A 16,279-nucleotide genomic window follows, 5' to 3' on the forward strand; every position below is an offset into this window, starting at 1 on the left:
CAGGCCGGACCCCGAAAGTTTGTGCCATGACGAACTCAGCAATCGCGGTCCAGGGACTGCGAAAGGCATACGGGGACAAGGTCGTGCTCGACGGCATCGACCTGACCGTCCCGGCGGGCACGGTGTTCTCGCTGCTCGGCCCGAACGGGGCGGGCAAGACCACCACGGTGAACGTACTGACCACACTCATCAAGGCCGACAGCGGATCGATTCGAGTCGCCGGACACGACCTTTCCACCGAGGCCAAGGCGGTCCGCGCGGCCATCGGGGTCACCGGTCAGTTCGCGGCGGTCGACGAACTGCTGACCGGGCAGGAGAACCTCCAGCTGATGGTGGACCTGCACGGGATCGGCGGTAAGGACGGTAAGCGGATCGTCGCGGACCTGCTGGACCGCTTCGAGCTGACCGAGGCCGCCCGCAAGCACGCCTCCACCTACTCCGGCGGTATGCGCCGCAAACTCGATCTGGCCATGACCCTGGTCGGCACCCCCAGTGTCATCTTTCTCGACGAGCCCACCACCGGATTGGATCCGCGCAGCCGGCGCACCATGTGGTCCATCATCGGCGATCTGGTCGCCGAGGGCGTGACCATCTTCCTCACCACCCAGTACCTGGAGGAGGCCGATCAGCTCGCCGACCAGGTCGCGGTGCTCGATCAGGGCCGCATCGTCGCGCACGGCACCCCGGACGAACTCAAGCGCCAACTGCCCGGCACCCATGTCCGCCTGCGGTTCAGCGATCCCACCCAACTCGCTTCCGCCGCAACGGTTTTCCCCGAATCAACGGTGGACGAGGAGAACCTGACCCTGCGGGTGCCCAGCGACACCGGCACCAATTCGCTACGCGCACTGCTGGACCGGCTCGATCAGCACCATCTCGCCGCGGCGGAATTCTCCGTGCACACACCCGATCTCGATGACGTTTTCCTCGCCCTGACGGGCCGTACCACGGAGGTGGCAGCGTAATGAGCGCCAAGTCCCCAGCAATTGTCATGTTGCGCCGCAACTTCAAGCACATCGCCCGGAACCCCACCTCGGTGTTCAACGCGGTGCTGATGCCCATCATCATCATGCTGATGTTCGTGTACATGTTCGGCGACGCCTTCAACGTCGGCGTCGACTACATCGACTACGCGACGCCCGGCCTCATCCTGCTCGCCGTCTGCTACGGCCTCGGCGGCACCGCCACCGCGGTGAACTCGGATATGACCAAGGGCATCATCAACCGGTTCAAGGTCATGGACGTCTCCCGCGGCGCGGTGCTGACCGGTCACGTGGTGGCCAGCGTGCTCACCAATATCATTGCCATCGCGGCCCTGATCGGCGTCGCGTTCCTGCTCGGCTTCAACCCGTCCGCCAGTGCCGTGGACTGGCTCGGCGTCGCCGGAATGGTGGTCCTGCTCGGCGTCGCCACCGGCTGGTTCACCGTCGCCCTCGGCCTATTCGCCAAATCCCCGGAGACGGCGGGCATGGCTTCGGTGCCGCTGGTCATGCTGCCCTTCTTCAGCAGCGCGATCGTCCCCGCCGACAAGATGGGCCCGGGACTCAAGCAGTTCGCCGAGTACCAGCCCTTCACCCCGATCATCGAAACCATGCGCGGACTGCTCAACGGCTCCCCGGACGGTGGCAAGGCCCTGATCGCCATCGCCTGGTGCGCCGGCATCGCGATCATCGGATACTTCTGGGCCTCGGCCACTTTCACGAAGCGAGCGTGACCGTAACCAATTCCCGCCAGTCAGCCCGCGCACCCTGCTCCATCGCCTCGGTGAACTTATTGTCACCGAGGCGATTTCGCGTTTCCGCCTCGATGCGGGCCACATCGGGCTGGGATCGATCCGGCAGCCCGCGCACCGCGGCACTCGCCGCCAGCAATCGCGCGGCCTGTTCGTAATCCTGTTCGCGCAGCGACAAATCCGCGATGCCGAGCACCGCCTGGGCGATCTGCGGCGCGTGCCCCGCCTCCAGCGCCGCCTCGTATGCCGCCGCCCGGTGCGTGCGGGCCACATCGAGATCCTCGGCCAGATAACCCAGCAGGTCCTGAATGATCGAACGCACGATCCCACGATCGGCGCTCTCCCCCAAAATCGCGGTGGCCACATCCAATTGGCGGTACACCTGCTCCGCGTCACCGCTCCAGCGCGCCAGCTCCGCCTTCGACAGCGCCAGATCGGCGAGCACATTCGGCCACGCCACCCGCTCCATGGATCGGTCCGCCTGTGCCATGGCCGCCGCGCTCGCCTCGAAATCGCCCAGCAGCCAATACAATTGGGCCTGCCGCGACAGCATCGGCACCGCGTCCTCGCTGGCGCCGATCTCCTCGACCACCACGATCGCCTGCTCGTAATACGCGCACGCGGCGGCGAACTCACCGCGCATGGCGATGCGATTCGCCAGCATGGTCAGGGCGAACGAAATCCCCCAGCGGTCGCCGATTTCCCGGAATTCGGCGAGCCCCTGCTCCAGATGGCCGTCGACCTCCCGGCCGTCCTGCCCGAGTTGGACGCGCAGATTGCCCAACTGCAATCGCGCCAGCGCCCGCACCCACGGATCGGTATCGTCCAGCAGCGTCTCCCAGGCGGGCAGGAACGCGTCCGGCGCTTCCAGCATGCGCTCCAGTGGAGCGGCGAATCGCGCCGCGGGATGGCGGATCTCGACCCGCCGGGTGATCTCGTACGCCTTGTGGATCCACTCCTGGGCCTGATACTGATCGCCCTGCCGCCCCGAACTCAGGAACTGCACGACGAACGAATACACCACGGCCCGAGCCTCATCGGAGACCTCGCCGGACAGCGCGGTGGCCGCCATGATCAGCTCATTGCCCTCGGCCTTGTATCCGGCCAGCCACCAGTACCAGCCCGCCGCCGCGGCCAGCCGCATGGCCCCGTTCACCTCCTCGGCCGCGATGGCGCCGCGCATGGCGGCGGCGATATTGTCGTGCTCGGCATCGAGCAGGCGCAGCCAGTCCAACTGCTGGGCCCGGCGCAACTGCGGTTCCGCGATCTCGGCGAACGCGGTGAAATACGCGAGATGGTTGCGGCGCAACGATTCCGACTCGCCCGCCTCGGCCAGCCGCTGTTCGGCGTACTCCTTGATGGTGCCGAGCATGCGATAGCGCGGCGCGCTGTCACCGCCGGTGACCACCAGCAGCGACTTCTCGGTCAGCGCGGTGAGCAGGTCGTACACCTCGTACTGTTCGACCAGCGCGCCCGGCTGGCCGCCGATATCCGCGCACACCCGTTCGGCCGCCTCCAGGCCCGCACCACCCGCGAACACCGAAAGCCGGCGCAGCACAACGCGTTCGGGCTCGGTCAGCAGTTCCCAGCTCCAGTCCACCACCGCGCGCAGCGTCTTGTGCCGAGGCAGTGCGGTGCGGCTGCCGCCGGTCAGCAGGCGGAAGCGGTCATCGAGCCGATGCGCCAGCTGATCCAGGGACATGGTGCGCAATCGGGCCGCGGCGAGTTCGATGGCCAGCGGCATACCGTCCAGCGCCCGGCACACCCGCGCCAGCGTCGCGCGGGTGTGCGCATCATCGGCGAGGTCATTGCGCACCGCGGCCGCACGATCGCGCAGCAGCTGGATCGCCGGTGCGGATTCGATCTCCGCCGGATCGGCATCCGACTGCGGCAGCGTCAGCGGGGCCACCGGCCACAGCGCCTCACCGGTGATGCCGAGCGGTTCCCGGCTGGTCGCCAGAATCCGCAGCCGACGGCATTCGCCGAGCGCTCGATGGGCGAAGATCGCCGCGGACTCGATCACATGCTCGCAGTTGTCCAGGATCAGCAGCATCGACCGATCACGCAGTGCGGCAATGGCCCGATCCATCGCCTCCGCGTCCGGAGCCTCGCCGTGCAGGGCATCGCGTAGCCGGAGTGCGGCCAAAGTCGCCTGTGCGACATGGTTTCCGCTCGCGTGATCACCGTCCGCGCCGATGGGCGCGAGCTCGACCACCCAGACACCGTCCGGGAAATCGCCGAGCAGCGTGCGCGCGGTCTCGGTGGACAGCCGGGTCTTGCCCGAGCCACCCGGACCGATCAGGGTGGTGAGCCGATGGTCGCCGATGAGCGTGCGCACCACCTCGATATCGCCGTCCTTGCCGATATAGCTGGTCAGCTCCTCGCGCAGATTGTCCCTGCGGTGCTCCTCGCGCCGCACGGCCAGCTCACCGCGCAGCAGCGCCATATGCAGGGCCGCCAATTCCGGTGACGGATCGACGCCCAGCTCATCACCGAGGGTTTCGCGCAACCGCTCGTAGACGCGCAGGGCCTCGGTATCGCGGCCGCTGGCAACCAGAGCCCGCATCAGCGCCGCGACCAGTCGTTCGCGCATCGGGTGCGCGGCAACCGAATCGGTCAGTTCGGTGACCAGATCAGCGCCGTGGCCGAGCCCGATCTCCGCGTCGAAGCGATCCTCCATGGCGGCCAGGCGCAAACCCTCCAGCCGGGTGACCGCCGCGTCGAACGCCCCGCTCTCCTGTAAACCGATGTCCTGCATGGGCGTACCGCGCCACAGCGCGAGCGCCTCGCGCAGCCGGCGCGGATCCTCATCCCGGCGTGCCTGGGCGACAAGGTTTTCGAAACGCACGGCATCCACGGCATCGGGGGGCACCGCCAGCCGGTATCCATCGGCCTGGCCCTCCACCACGCCCTCCGGCAGTACCTTGCGCAATCGGGAAACCAAGCGCTGCAAGGCGTTCGCGGCGTCGGCGGGCGGATTCTCGCCCCAGATCCAATCGATGAGCGACGCCTTCGGGACCGCGTGACCCGGTTGCAACGCGAGCGCGATCAACAGCCCGCGCAACCGCGCACCCGGTACATCGGCGATCACTCCGTCGGCCGAACGCACCTCGAATGGTCCAAGTATCCCGATCTGCACCCGGCTGATCCTGCCATGGTCGATCGACCAGGGTCACCGCGTGTCAGAGCCGTGACAGGCCCATGTCAGGCCCGGCGGCGACCGTGATCCCATGACTCACACGGCTTCCATCCCCTCCGGTCTCCCCATGGACCGCAATGCCGGACCCTTCGCCCCGCCCCGCGAGATCACCGAATTGCGCACCGCCCGCCCGGTCAGCCCGCTGCTCTTCCCGGACGGCCACCGCGGCTGGCTGATCACCGGATACGACGCGGTACGCCAGGTCATGTCCGATACCCGATTCAGTTCGCGACAGGACATCGGCATCGTGCACGTGCCCTACGAGACGCCCGGCATGCCCGCCGCCACCGAACCGTCCCCGCAGACCCCGGGCCTGTTCATCGCCATGGACCCGCCGGACCACACCCGGCTGCGGCGGCTGCTGACCGGCGCGTTCACCGTCAAGCGCATGAAGGAGTTGCAGCAGCACATCATCGATATCACCGAGCGGCAGCTCGACGAGATGGCGCGGCTGACCCCGCCGATCGACCTGGTCAAGGAATTCGCGCTGCCGGTGCCGTCGCTGGTGATCTGCGAACTGCTCGGGGTGCCGTACGCGGATCGGGCCGCCTTCCAGGTCAATACGGCGCAATTCCTGATCAAGGATCAGGCGCTCGAGGACAAGATGGCGGCCTACGGCGCGATGACCAGCTACCTGGCCGGATTGGTGGTGGGCAAGCGGGCCGAACCCGGCGAGGACATCCTGTCCGATCTGGCCCGCAACGAGGACCTCGGCATCGACGAACTGGTCGGCATCTCCTTCCTGCTGCTGCTCGCGGGCCACGAAACCACCGCGAACATGCTGGCGCTGGGCACCTTCGCGCTGCTCGAACATCCCGAACAACTCGCCGAACTGCGCGAGAACCCGGACCTGATGCCCGGCGCGGTGGAGGAACTGCTGCGCTATCTGACCGTGGCCGACATCTTCTACCGCTACGCCACCGAGGACCTCGAGGTCGGCGGCGAGCTCATCGAGCAGGGCTCGACCGTCGTGGTCTCGCTGCTCGCCGCCAACCGCGATCCGCGCCGCTTCGACGACGCCGACACCTTCGATATCCACCGCGAGACCGGCGGCCGCCTCGCCTTCGGCCACGGCATCCACGCCTGCCTGGGCATGCAGCTGGCCCGCATCGAAATGCGCGCCGGTTTCGAGGGACTGCTGCGCCGCTTCCCGACCCTCGAACTCGCCATCCCCGCCGACCGGGTGCGACTGCGCACCGATATGAATATCTATGGCGTGCACGAACTTCCGGTCACCTGGACCGAATCCGCCACGCACACCGTGCACATCCGATCCGACGGGCAGTGATCGACCCGACGCCATAGCACCGATTCCCAGCCCCGGCCGATCAGCCGGGGCTTTCGGCGTTCGGCCGGGAGTTCGGGCATCGCGCCGGGAGTCCGGGCGGATCAGCGCAACGTCGTGACCAGGCCGGACAGCACGTCAGAGCGCTGTCAGCGCGACGACAGAGCGGTGTCAGCCGGGTTCGCGACAGTAATCACGTGAACAGCACCGCACTCGCCGCCCCCGGCTTCCGGACCGCCTACGGGGACACCGCATTCCTCGACAGCATCGACCGGACCATCGGCGCCTACCCGGTGCTGCGCGGCCAACTTCTCGATCGTTTCACCGGCGCGGGCCGCTTCCTGCGCGGCGATCACGCCATCGCACAACTCATCCGCTTCGCCGTGGTCGGCGGGGCCAGCAATATCGCCTACGTGCTGCTGTTCACCGCCATGACCGGGGTGGGACCGCTGGCCGCCAATATCGCGGGCTCGATCGTCAGCACGGTGATCGCCAACGAACTGCACCGCAGGCTCACCTTCCGCGCCGCGGCCCGGGTCACCTGGTTCACCGCGCAGTGGGAGGGCGGCGGCCTGGCCCTGGCCGGACTGGCGATCAGCACGGCCGCACTGGCCGCGCTCGGCCACCTCGCCCCCGGCCTCGGCGCACTCACCCAGGCCACCGCCATGATCGCGGTCATGGCCGCCATCGGCGGCGCACGCTTCCTGGCCCTGCGCGGCTTCGTCTTCTGAAATCGGGCACTACCCTGATCGGGTGGCTGTAAGCGGGACATCCTCACGGACCTACGACGGACTGCCGGTGGAGGACCGCCGGGCGGATCGGCGTACCCGATTCCTGACCGCCGGACTGGCGGTATTCGGCGAGAGCGGTTACCAGAACAGCTCGATCACCATGCTGTGCCGGGCCGCCGGGCTGGCCCGCAGCCAGTTCTACGAGCACTTCACCAATCGCGAGGATCTACTGCTCGCGGTCTACGACGAGATCCAGGAGGTGGCCCGCCGCGAGGTCGCCGCCGCCATCGCCGCCACCGGCGCACAGGACGGTCTCGCACCGACCCGGGCCGCGGTCATCGCCTTCGCCGAATCCGTCGGCCGCGACCCGCATCGCGCCCAGGTGACGTTCGTCGAAGTGGTCGGCGTCAGCGCCGCGGTGGAGGCGCACCGCATCGAACAGCGCGAGAAATGGGTCGACTTCTTCGCCGAGGAAATGCGAAAGACGTTCGGCCCCACCTTCGTTCCCCCCGGCGGCTATCGCGCCGCCGCCACCGGATTCATCGGCGCGCTGATGGCACTGGTGCATCAGTGGAGCACCTCGGTCCCGCGCCCCGAACTCACCGACGCCATCGCCGTGCTCACCTGCTTCCTGACCAGCCTCGCGGTGCCCCGGTAGCGATCCGGCCGATCACGCCGAACCGCGTGCCGCCCGGAACATGCCGCGCCGCACCGGAAGAATGCATGGCATGACCGAAACCCAGGACTGGAACAGCCAGATCATCAACGAATTCCGCGCCAATGAAGGCCGCGTCGGCGGACCGTTCGAAGGCGCGCCGATGACGCTGGTGCACAGCGTCGGACGCAAGAGCGGACGCCAGGTGGTGAGCCCGATGATGTACATGGCCGATGAGCAGGACCCCGAACTCATCTACGTCTTCGCCTCCAAGGCCGGGGCGCCCACCAACCCGGATTGGTACTACAACCTCACCACCGCCGGAAAGGGCGAGGTGGAGGTCGGCACCCAGACCTACCCGGTGACGGTGGCCGAGGTGACCGGGGCCGAACGCGACCGGATCTACGCCGAACAGGCCCGCCGCTATCCCGGATTCGCCGAGTACGAGGAGAAGACCGCGGGCATTCGCGTCATCCCCGTGCTGGCACTGCGCCGCGCCTGACACCGGGGGCCGCACGCGATACCGGCGCGGATGTGCCCCTTGGTGTTCCGAGACCGAAGCCGCCTCACCCCGAACAGGTGAGGCGCGCCCGCCGCACGCGCGCCTACCGTGAAACCGGACCCGGATAACGCTCGCGCCCGGGCACCCGCCATTCTCGAAGGGAATGCCGAACAGCTCATCAGCAGCACTTCCAGCATCACCACACCCGAAAGGCACGGTCATGGCTGACAAACCGGCAATCGTTCTGGTTCACGGATTCTGGGGCGGGGCCGCCCACTGGGCAAAGGTCATCGTCGAATTGCGGCAGCGCGGGTTCGGTGACCTGCACGCGGTGGAGAATCCACTCACCTCGCTCGCCGACGACGCCGAACGCACCCGCAAGATGGTGGCGCAGATCGACGGCCCGGTACTGCTGGTCGGACATTCCTACGGCGGCGCGGTCATCACCGAAGCCGGAAATTTGCCGAACGTGGCCGGACTGGTCTACATCGCGGCCTTCGCACCCGATGCGGGCGAGAGCCCGGGACAGATCAGCGAGGAACTGCCGCCCGCCGCCTTCGCCAATCTGGCCCCCGATTCGGACGGCTATCTGTGGGTCATGCAGGACAAATTCCAGGAGAGCTTCTGCCAGGACCTGCCCGATGACGAAGCCCTCGTCATGGCCGTCACCCAGAAGGCGCCACTGGCGTCGACCTTCGGCGATACCGTCACCGCACCCGCCTGGAAGGCGAAACCGACCTGGTACCAGGTGTCCACCGACGACCGCATGATCAATCCCGACAATGAGCGCCGCATGGCCGCGCGCATGCAACCGCGCGCGGTGATCGAATTGGCGGCGAGCCACGCCTCATTGGCATCGCAGCCGAAAGCGGTCACCGACCTGATCGTCGAGGCCGCCACCGAACTGAGCTGACGAAACCGGCAACGCCCGCCTCGAATCCCGAGGCGGGCGTTGGTCATTCGCTGCGACGCGGCCGAAAACCGTTCGGCGCGTTACCCGGTCAGCTGGTGGTGGACTCCGGCTTCGGGGCGTCCTGCTCCTGCTTGATGATGCCCCGCTCGGTGCCCTCGTCCGCTTCCTGATCCGGTTCCGGATGTTCCGGGGAGAAGGTGGCGGGCAGGTTCTTCAGGTGGCGGTTCATGCTCACCACCAGCAGGACCGTGCCGACCAGCAGCACCAGCACGATCACCAGGCCCAGGGGGGACGCCTTACCGAATTCGGGTCCGGTGGGGGCGTTCTGGGCCTGGGCGAGCAGGGTGAGCATCATCGGGTGGCGTCCTCGGTGTGGGCAGTCTCGGTGTCGGCAGCGTCTTCGGTGTCGGCATCGTCGATTCCCGCGAACAGGTCGGTCTCCGGGATGGCGGTGCGCACCCGGGTCTTCGCGAGCTCGAATTCCTCTGTGGGCCAGAGCTTCTGCTGCAGATCGACCGGGATGGCGAAGAACGCGCCATTGGGGTCGATCTGGGTCGCGTGCGCGCGCAGGGCGTCATCGCGCTGCGGGAAGTACTTGGCGCATTCGATCTGGGTGGTGACCCGGCCCATGATGTCGCCGCGATCGCGGGCGTAGCCGCGCATGCGGTCCATCCACTCCTGCATGGGGAACGGTTCGCCGCGGCGCTCGTACTCGTCCGCGAAGATCTCCAGGCGGGCCAGGCTGAAACCGTGGTTGTAGTACAGCTTGAGCGGCGTCCAGGGCTCGCCCGCGTCCGGAAAGCGCTCCGGATCGCCCGCCGCCTCGAACGCGGCGACCGAAACCTGGTGGCACATAATGTGATCCGGGTGCGGGTAGCCGCCCATCTCATCGTAGGTCGTCATGACGTGCGGCTTGAATTTCCGCACCACGCGCACCAGCGCCTCGGTGGCCTCCTCCAGGGGCACCAGCGCGAAGCTGCCCTCGGGCAGCGGCGGTAGCGGATCCCCTTCCGGCAGACCGGAATCCACGAAACCGAGCCACAACTGCTCGACGCCGAGCACCGCCGCGGCGGCCGCCATCTCCTGACGGCGAACCTCGGAGATGTTCTCCTTGATACCGGGCGTATCCATGGCCGGATTGAGGATGTCACCGCGCTCGCCACCGGTCAGGGTGACGACCAGAACGTCATTGCCCTCGGCGGCATAGCGCGCGGTGGTCGCCGCACCCTTGCTGGATTCGTCGTCGGGGTGCGCGTGTACCGCCATGAGGCGAAGACCACTCACTTCTCGTTCACCTCACCGATCACTGTTTCACCTCATCGCTCTCCGCCAGATCCAGGCAGGGGGTGGCCGATCTCCATTCCCTATAGTTCCATCCGACCGTCAATTGTTCCGACCTACCCCCCGGGAGCGTCCAGTCATGAGCGAAAGACCGGCCGGCCGGTACGGGACAGCGCGCCGCCAGACCCCCCGCTGGCTCATGATCGCGATCAGCGCGGTGGTGCTCATCGCCGGTCTCGGCGTCGCCTATGTGGGCTACAAGCAGTACGGACCCAAGGACATCGAACCCGATCGCCTCGGCTACACCGTCGTCGATGACGCCACCGTGAGCGTGGATTTCAAGGTGACCCGCAAGGATCCCGGCAAACCGGTCGTTTGCATCGTTCGCGCCATGACCGCCGACAGCGAAGAGGTCGGCCGCCGCGAAGTGCTCGTCCCCGCCTCGGACAGCGGCACCGTGCGCCTGCAGACCACCCTGAAAACGACCGCTCGGGCCGGCGCGGGTAATGTCTACGCCTGCACCGATGACGTACCGGCGTATCTGCGCGCCGGGTGAAAAGTCCGGTACTCAACGCGCTTTGACGCCTCTACCTGCATCTTTGCGATTCGTGCTAAAATAACGCAACACACGGTTCCGGGGTTCGGAGCCGTGTTTGCTGCATTGACGGCCGGCGCTGTCGGGAACCTCCCCCAGGATGGCTCTGGCTGTCCGCTGTTGTCATGCCTGCCCTCGGGCGGGTTTCGACAACGGATATCAGGGAATCCCGGCATGCGCCGGGGACAACTACTAGGGAGTGATCGAGATGACTGAGACGAACGTGACCTGGCTGACCCCGGAGTCGCACGAGAGGCTCACGAGCGAACTCGGCGCGCTCATTGCCAACCGTCCGGTCATCGCGGCCGAAATCAATGAGCGCCGCGAAGAGGGCGACCTCAAGGAAAACGGCGGCTACCACGCGGCGCGCGAAGAACAGGGCCAGCAGGAAGCCCGCATTCGCCAGCTACAGGAGCTGCTGAACAACGCGAAGGTCGGCGTCGCCCCGACCAAGTCCGGCGTCGCGCTGCCCGGATCCGTCGTCAAGGTCTATTACGACGGCGACGAGAGCGATACCGAAACCTTCCTCATCGCCACCCGCGAAGAGGGCCTCGGCAATGCCGACCTGGAGACCTACTCCCCCGCTTCCCCGCTGGGCGGCGCCCTCATCAACGCGAAGGTCGGCGAGACCCGCGAATACACCCTGCCCAACGGCAACACCATGAAGGTGACCTTGGTCAGCGCGGAGCCGTACCACAGCTAGAGCAGCACAAGCACTTCGACGGCCCCCGGTCCCGAACGGACCGGGGGCCGTAGTGCGCCAGGGGCCGGATAGACGAAGCGCCGCACCGGAATCCGGTGCGGCGCTTAGCTTTTGGGGCAGGTGTCAGGCGAGGGCCTGTTCGATGTCAGCCAGCAGGTCGCTGATGTCCTCGATGCCGACCGAGAGGCGGACCAGGTCGGCGGGGACCTCGAGGAGGGAGCCCGCCGTGGAGGCATGGGTCATGGCGCCCGGATGCTCGATGAGCGATTCCACACCACCGAGGGATTCGGCGAGGGTGAAGAGTTTGGTGCGGGCGCAGAAGTCCAGGGCCGCTTCCTTACCGCCGTGCACGCGCACCGAGATCATGCCGCCGAAGCGGCGCATCTGCTTCTGCGCGACGGTGTGACCCGGGTGCTCGGGCAGGCCGGGGTAGATGACCTGCGCGATCTTCGGGTGATTGGCCAGGAATTCGGCGATGGTCTCGGCATTGTCGCAATGCCGGTCCATGCGCAGCGCGAGCGTCTTGATACCGCGCAGGGTCAGGAACGCGTCCATCGGACCGGGCACCGCGCCCGCGCCGTTCTGCAGGAACGCGAACTTGGCGTCCATCTCCTGATCGTTGGTGATGAGCGCGCCGCCCACCACATCGGAGTGCCCGCCCAGGTATTTGGTGGTCGAATGCAGCACGATGTCCGCGCCCAGCAGCAGCGGCTGCTGCAGGTACGGCGAGGCGAAGGTGTTGTCCACCACCAGTTTCGCGCCACCGGCGTGCGCCACCGAGGCCAGCGCCGAGATATCGCCGATATTCAGCAGCGGATTGGTCGGGGTCTCGATCCACACCAGCTTGGTGTTCGGCCGCATGGCCGCGGCCACCGCGTCCGGATCGTTCACATGCGCCACCGAGTACTCGATGCCCCACTGGGTGAACACCTTGTCGATGAGCCGGAAGGTGCCGCCGTACGCGTCATCCGGAATGACCAGGTGATCCCCGGGCCGCAGATTCGCGCGCAGCGCACAGTCGGTGGCCGCCATCCCCGAGGAGAAGGCCCGCCCGTAGGTGCCCGATTCCAGCGCCGCGAGATTCGCCTCCAGCGCGGTCCGGGTCGGATTACCGGTGCGCGCGTACTCGTACCCGCCGCGCATCCCGCCGACGCCGTCCTGGGCGAAAGTCGAACTCGCGTAGATGGGCACGTTCACCGCACCGGTCTGAGGGTCCGGATCGAACCCGGCGTGCACCGCCCGTGTGGAGAAACCCAGCTGATCGCTCATACCCCACAGCCTAAGTCGCTGCGTATTCGCCCCTGCGCGCGGGCGGGTACCGGATCTCGCCGACAGCGACGGCGGCATCCTAGGCTGTGGGCATGGTCACCGTAGACGAGCTGTTCGCCATCGATTCTCTGCTCAGTGATGAGGAGCGGGCTATTCGCGATACCGTGCGCGATTTCGCGGCGGAGCGGTTGCGGCCGCATATCGCGGACTGGTTCGAGGCGGGGACGTTCCCGGCCCGGGAGTTGGCACCGGAACTGGGGAAGCTGGGGCTGCTCGGCATGCACCTGGAGGGATACGGCTGCGCGGGGACCTCTGCCACCGCGTACGGGCTGGCCTGCCTGGAGCTCGAGGCGGTGGATTCCGGTGTGCGGAGCATGGTTTCGGTACAGGGCTCGCTCGCCATGACGGCGATTCACAAGTACGGGTCCGAGGAGCAGAAGCAGCGCTGGCTGCCGGGGATGGCGGCGGGGCAGCTGCTGGGTTGCTTCGGATTGACCGAGCCGGATTTCGGATCCAATCCGGGCGGAATGCGCACGCGCGCAAGGCGAGACGGGGACGACTGGATCCTGGACGGATCCAAGATGTGGATCACCAACGGATCCGTCGCGGATGTGGCGGTGGTGTGGGCACAATCACGCGAAGGTGAGCGGGACACCATTCGCGGCTTCGTAGTCCCCACGGACACACCGGGATTCAGCGCCAACGAAATCCATCGCAAGCTGTCGCTGCGCGCCTCCATCACCGCCGAACTGTCCCTGGTCGGGGTGCGGCTGCCCGCCGACGCCATGCTGCCCGAGGCGCGCGGGCTCACCGCGCCGCTGGGCTGCCTGTCCGAGGCGCGCTTCGGCATTATCTTCGGCGCGCTCGGCGCGGCCCGCGACTGTCTTTCCGCCGCAATCGATTACGCGCGCAGCCGCGAGGTCTTCGACAAGCCGCTCGCCGCCTATCAGCTCACCCAGGCCAAGCTCGCGGATATGGCCGTCGAACTCGGCAAGGGACAGCTGCTGGCGCTGCACCTGGGCCGCCTCAAGGATCAGGGCGTGATTCGCGGCGAACAGATCAGCGCGGGCAAACTGAACAGCACCCGCGAGGCCATCGCCATCGCCCGCGAATGCCGGACCATCCTGGGCGCCAACGGCATCAGCCTCGAATACCCGGTGCTGCGGCACGCCAACAACCTGGAATCGGTGCTCACCTACGAGGGCACGGCGGAGGTGCACCAGCTGGTGCTCGGTGAAGCGCTCACCGGATCCAAAGCCTTCCGCTGAGATCCGTCCACGATCTCGGAGACGAATCCGGGCGACAAGTGCGCGATATCTCACAGCGGGTGCCGCGCATGCCGGGCGGCGGCTAGCATGACCAGGTGTTTTTGCCCGGCTCCGCGTTGCTCGTCGTCTCGGCGCGTAAGACTTTGAACCGCCTGCAGCGCACACACGGAGCTCCGGCCGTCGAGGCCATGCGCGAGTTCCCGGGTGTGGCCGCGCAGGTGGATCAGCATGCCGCCGCCATTCGGGACATTCTCGAAGTGGGCGTGGAGAATTCGAGCGTCGTCCCGGTGAGCGTGCTGCTCGCCGGATACGCGCGCGGGCTGCTCGAGGACCTGCGCGAGACGGGGCTGCAAGCGCCGTACGACTCCGAGGATTGGCAGTGCGCCGAATGGGTGCATCTGCGCCTGGCCGCGGTGTGCGCGCTCGCCCGCGGCGAATGACAGTTCAGGACAGTGAAAAGGCCCACGTACCTCGAGTACGTGGGCCCTTTCATTTCACCTGGTGAATGTCAGTACCGACCGGGTTGACCGCCGCGGTCCGGCATATCGCCGCCGCGATCGGGCATCTGACCCTGCTGACCGGGCTGGCCGTAGCCCTGCTGGCCATAACCCTGCTGCCCGTAACCCTGCGGGCCGTAACCCGGTGAGCCGACGGGCTGTTCGGCCCATTTGCCCGGCGGCATCTGCTGTCCGCCCATGGGCCGCTGACCACCCTGCTGCGCCATCATCGCGCGCTGCTGTTCCATCGCCTCGCGCTGGCGGGCCGCGTCCTCACGACCGCGCTGGAACGCCTCGGCATGACCCTTCATCTCGGGCATCTCACCCTCGATGGTTTCGAGCCAGCCTTCCCAGCGCTGCTGCATCGGCCGGATCAATCCGCCGCCCACGCCGACCACCAGCACACCGCCGATGACCGCGAGCACGGTGATGAGAATCGGCATGGTGACCGAGGTCGCCACCCCGATCTGATTGAGCGCCGCGATGATGCCGACGCCCCAGATGAACACCGCCGCAATGCGTCCCATCATGCGGCCATAGGACAGACCGCTGAGCATATTCGCGATCATGTCCATCACCACGGTGGCGATGGCGCCCGCGACGCACACGATGATGATGGCCACGGCCAGCCTGGGCAGCCAGGACACGATGCCGTCCAGCATGGTGCTGATCGGATTCGGCCCGAACACACCGAATCCCAGTTGCAGCGTGATCAAAAGTATTGCGTAGTAAGCCAATTTGGCGATGATGCCGACCGCGTCGTAGCTGCTGCGCGCGAGCATGTCCTTGATGCCGCCGCGTTCGACGAGTCGATCGAAGCCGACCTGATGCAGAATCCGAGTGACCAGCCGGGCGACAAGCTTGGCGACCAGCCAGCCGATGATCAGGATGGCGAGGAAGCCCGCGAACTTCGGCACGAACGTGGCGACCGAACTCCACGCGTCCGAGAGGCCCTGCTGGATATCGATAGCCAAACTCGAGGTGTGCATACCCCGTCCCTTCGCTATCCGTTCCGGCCGGGTTGCCGGAACTTGCTCCAAGGGCGGTTATACCCGTCGGCGATCATGAGATTCGTCTGTTTGCGAAATAGTTGCCAAATCGGGTGCCTGTAATTTGCCGAACGACTCTTCCGAAAAGCCGAAACCCTCCCGGAGCGAATGCTCCGGGAGGGCTCTGACGGGGTCTTACCGGCTTTTCACGGGCTGATCGGAGTCAACCGGGACGGGCTCAGTACGCGCTGTTGACGTTGTCCATCGAACCGTAGCGCGCAGCCGCATAGTTGCAGGCGGCCACGATGTTCGCGACGGGGTTCCAGACATCGAACGGGGTGCCGTCGACGTGGTACGCGGCGAAGGTCGGGTCGATCACCTGGAGCAGGCCCTTGGACGGGATGCCCATGGCCGCGTTCGAGTCGTACAGGTTGATCGCCTGCGGGTTGCCGCTGGATTCGCGCAGGATATTGCGGAGGATGCCCTCGTAGCTGCCCGGGATGCCGCGCTGGGACATGATGTCCAGCGCCTGACGGATCCAGCCGTCCAGGTTGTCCGGGTAGGACGGGGCGGGCGGCGCGACCGATCCGCTGCTTGTGGGCCGAGCGTGCACATCTGGCTGAATGGATAGACCGTGTTGATCGCGCATGGTCAGCTAGC

General features: G+C 66.9%; 16 protein-coding genes and 1 pseudogene. 11 read left to right on the top strand and 6 right to left on the bottom strand.

Annotated features, from left to right (window positions below; all coding sequences use genetic code 11):
* Positions 1-26 precede the first annotated feature (26 nt).
* On the top strand, positions 27-965 hold the full coding sequence (locus AB0L82_RS24275) for an ATP-binding cassette domain-containing protein (protein WP_364640308.1): 939 nt from the start codon (positions 27-29) through the stop codon (positions 963-965).
* Positions 965-1,714, top strand: coding sequence for an ABC transporter permease (locus AB0L82_RS24280; RefSeq protein ID WP_364640311.1), 750 nt, complete (start codon positions 965-967; stop codon positions 1,712-1,714). Before AB0L82_RS24275 ends, AB0L82_RS24280 begins: the two co-directional genes overlap by 1 nt.
* Here the strand turns inward: AB0L82_RS24280 and AB0L82_RS24285 are convergent.
* Positions 1,698-4,871: a BTAD domain-containing putative transcriptional regulator gene (locus AB0L82_RS24285; protein WP_364640314.1), complete on the bottom strand. Its 3,174-nt coding sequence runs from the start codon at positions 4,869-4,871 to the stop codon at positions 1,698-1,700. The genes AB0L82_RS24280 and AB0L82_RS24285 overlap by 17 nt on opposite strands.
* Before the next feature lie 91 nt (positions 4,872-4,962).
* Between AB0L82_RS24285 and AB0L82_RS24290 the strand changes: the two genes are divergently transcribed.
* The 5 genes from AB0L82_RS24290 to AB0L82_RS24310 all read left to right on the top strand — a co-directional run bounded on the left by AB0L82_RS24290 (position 4,963) and on the right by AB0L82_RS24310 (position 9,017).
* A complete protein-coding gene (locus AB0L82_RS24290) occupies positions 4,963-6,219 on the top strand; it encodes a cytochrome P450 (RefSeq protein ID WP_364640317.1) in 1,257 nt (418 codons plus the stop codon).
* 275 nt (positions 6,220-6,494) lie between these two features.
* Positions 6,495-6,947 (top strand): GtrA family protein, encoded by a 453-nt coding sequence (locus tag AB0L82_RS24295; RefSeq protein ID WP_364640533.1) that lies wholly within the window; start codon positions 6,495-6,497, stop codon positions 6,945-6,947.
* A gap of 22 nt (positions 6,948-6,969) precedes the next feature.
* Positions 6,970-7,605, top strand: a complete 636-nt coding sequence (locus tag AB0L82_RS24300) for a TetR/AcrR family transcriptional regulator (protein WP_364640320.1) — start codon at positions 6,970-6,972, stop codon at positions 7,603-7,605.
* Positions 7,606-7,675: 70 nt separating this feature from the next.
* Complete coding sequence (locus AB0L82_RS24305; RefSeq protein WP_364640323.1) at positions 7,676-8,104, top strand: nitroreductase family deazaflavin-dependent oxidoreductase; 429 nt, start codon at positions 7,676-7,678, stop codon at positions 8,102-8,104.
* Positions 8,105-8,324: 220 nt separating this feature from the next.
* Complete coding sequence (locus AB0L82_RS24310; protein ID WP_364640326.1) at positions 8,325-9,017, top strand: alpha/beta hydrolase; 693 nt, start codon at positions 8,325-8,327, stop codon at positions 9,015-9,017.
* Positions 9,018-9,105: 88 nt separating this feature from the next.
* Here the strand turns inward: AB0L82_RS24310 and AB0L82_RS24315 are convergent, their stop codons facing one another.
* Positions 9,106-9,369: a hypothetical protein gene (locus AB0L82_RS24315; protein WP_364640536.1), complete on the bottom strand. Its 264-nt coding sequence runs from the start codon at positions 9,367-9,369 to the stop codon at positions 9,106-9,108.
* Entirely contained in the window at positions 9,369-10,283 is a 915-nt protein-coding gene (gene mca / locus AB0L82_RS24320) for a mycothiol conjugate amidase Mca (RefSeq protein WP_364640539.1), read from the bottom strand. The genes AB0L82_RS24315 and mca overlap by 1 nt, the downstream gene beginning before the upstream one ends.
* 154 nt (positions 10,284-10,437) lie before the next feature.
* On the opposite strand from mca, the gene AB0L82_RS24325 reads away from it, so the two are divergent.
* Together AB0L82_RS24325 and greA are read left to right on the top strand one after the other, a co-directional pair.
* Entirely contained in the window at positions 10,438-10,854 is a 417-nt protein-coding gene (locus AB0L82_RS24325) for a DUF4307 domain-containing protein (RefSeq protein WP_364640329.1), read from the top strand.
* 247 nt (positions 10,855-11,101) lie between these two features.
* The gene (gene greA, locus AB0L82_RS24330) at positions 11,102-11,596 is read left to right on the top strand and encodes a transcription elongation factor GreA (RefSeq protein WP_364640331.1); all 495 of its coding nucleotides are present in this window, start codon (positions 11,102-11,104) and stop codon (positions 11,594-11,596) included.
* 123 nt (positions 11,597-11,719) lie between these two features.
* Here the strand turns inward: greA and AB0L82_RS24335 are convergent, their stop codons facing one another.
* The gene (locus tag AB0L82_RS24335; protein WP_364640334.1) at positions 11,720-12,865 is read right to left on the bottom strand and encodes a cystathionine gamma-synthase; all 1,146 of its coding nucleotides are present in this window, start codon (positions 12,863-12,865) and stop codon (positions 11,720-11,722) included.
* 92 nt (positions 12,866-12,957) lie between these two features.
* On the opposite strand from AB0L82_RS24335, the gene AB0L82_RS24340 reads away from it, so the two are divergent.
* Positions 12,958-14,133, top strand: a complete 1,176-nt coding sequence (locus tag AB0L82_RS24340) for an acyl-CoA dehydrogenase family protein (RefSeq protein ID WP_364640337.1) — start codon at positions 12,958-12,960, stop codon at positions 14,131-14,133.
* A gap of 95 nt (positions 14,134-14,228) precedes the next feature.
* Positions 14,229-14,573: a DUF6401 family natural product biosynthesis protein gene (locus tag AB0L82_RS24345; RefSeq protein WP_364640340.1), complete on the top strand. Its 345-nt coding sequence runs from the start codon at positions 14,229-14,231 to the stop codon at positions 14,571-14,573.
* A gap of 68 nt (positions 14,574-14,641) precedes the next feature.
* Here the strand turns inward: AB0L82_RS24345 and AB0L82_RS24350 are convergent, their stop codons facing one another.
* Together AB0L82_RS24350 and AB0L82_RS24355 are read right to left on the bottom strand one after the other, a co-directional pair.
* Positions 14,642-15,619: a hypothetical protein gene (locus AB0L82_RS24350; protein WP_364640343.1), complete on the bottom strand. Its 978-nt coding sequence runs from the start codon at positions 15,617-15,619 to the stop codon at positions 14,642-14,644.
* Between the two features lie 238 nt (positions 15,620-15,857).
* A pseudogene (locus AB0L82_RS24355) lies at positions 15,858-16,193 on the bottom strand (transglycosylase SLT domain-containing protein); the annotation flags it as partial.
* Positions 16,194-16,279 lie beyond the last annotated feature (86 nt).

This window comes from Nocardia sp. NPDC052001 (assembly GCF_040680615.1).
GTDB lineage: Bacteria > Actinomycetota > Actinomycetes > Mycobacteriales > Mycobacteriaceae > Nocardia.

Coding starts and splice junctions, on each gene's coding strand:
- AB0L82_RS24275 (WP_364640308.1), top strand. CDS start 27: ATGACGAACTCAGCAATCGCGGTCCAGGGACTGCGAAAGGCATACGGG.
- AB0L82_RS24280 (WP_364640311.1), top strand. CDS start 965: ATGAGCGCCAAGTCCCCAGCAATTGTCATGTTGCGCCGCAACTTCAAG.
- AB0L82_RS24290 (WP_364640317.1), top strand. CDS start 4,963: ATGACTCACACGGCTTCCATCCCCTCCGGTCTCCCCATGGACCGCAAT.
- AB0L82_RS24305 (WP_364640323.1), top strand. CDS start 7,676: ATGACCGAAACCCAGGACTGGAACAGCCAGATCATCAACGAATTCCGC.
- AB0L82_RS24310 (WP_364640326.1), top strand. CDS start 8,325: ATGGCTGACAAACCGGCAATCGTTCTGGTTCACGGATTCTGGGGCGGG.
- AB0L82_RS24315 (WP_364640536.1), bottom strand. CDS start 9,369: ATGCTCACCCTGCTCGCCCAGGCCCAGAACGCCCCCACCGGACCCGAA.
- mca (WP_364640539.1), bottom strand. CDS start 10,283: ATGGCGGTACACGCGCACCCCGACGACGAATCCAGCAAGGGTGCGGCG.
- AB0L82_RS24325 (WP_364640329.1), top strand. CDS start 10,438: ATGAGCGAAAGACCGGCCGGCCGGTACGGGACAGCGCGCCGCCAGACC.
- greA (WP_364640331.1), top strand. CDS start 11,102: ATGACTGAGACGAACGTGACCTGGCTGACCCCGGAGTCGCACGAGAGG.
- AB0L82_RS24335 (WP_364640334.1), bottom strand. CDS start 12,865: ATGAGCGATCAGCTGGGTTTCTCCACACGGGCGGTGCACGCCGGGTTC.
- AB0L82_RS24340 (WP_364640337.1), top strand. CDS start 12,958: ATGGTCACCGTAGACGAGCTGTTCGCCATCGATTCTCTGCTCAGTGAT.
- AB0L82_RS24350 (WP_364640343.1), bottom strand. CDS start 15,619: ATGCACACCTCGAGTTTGGCTATCGATATCCAGCAGGGCCTCTCGGAC.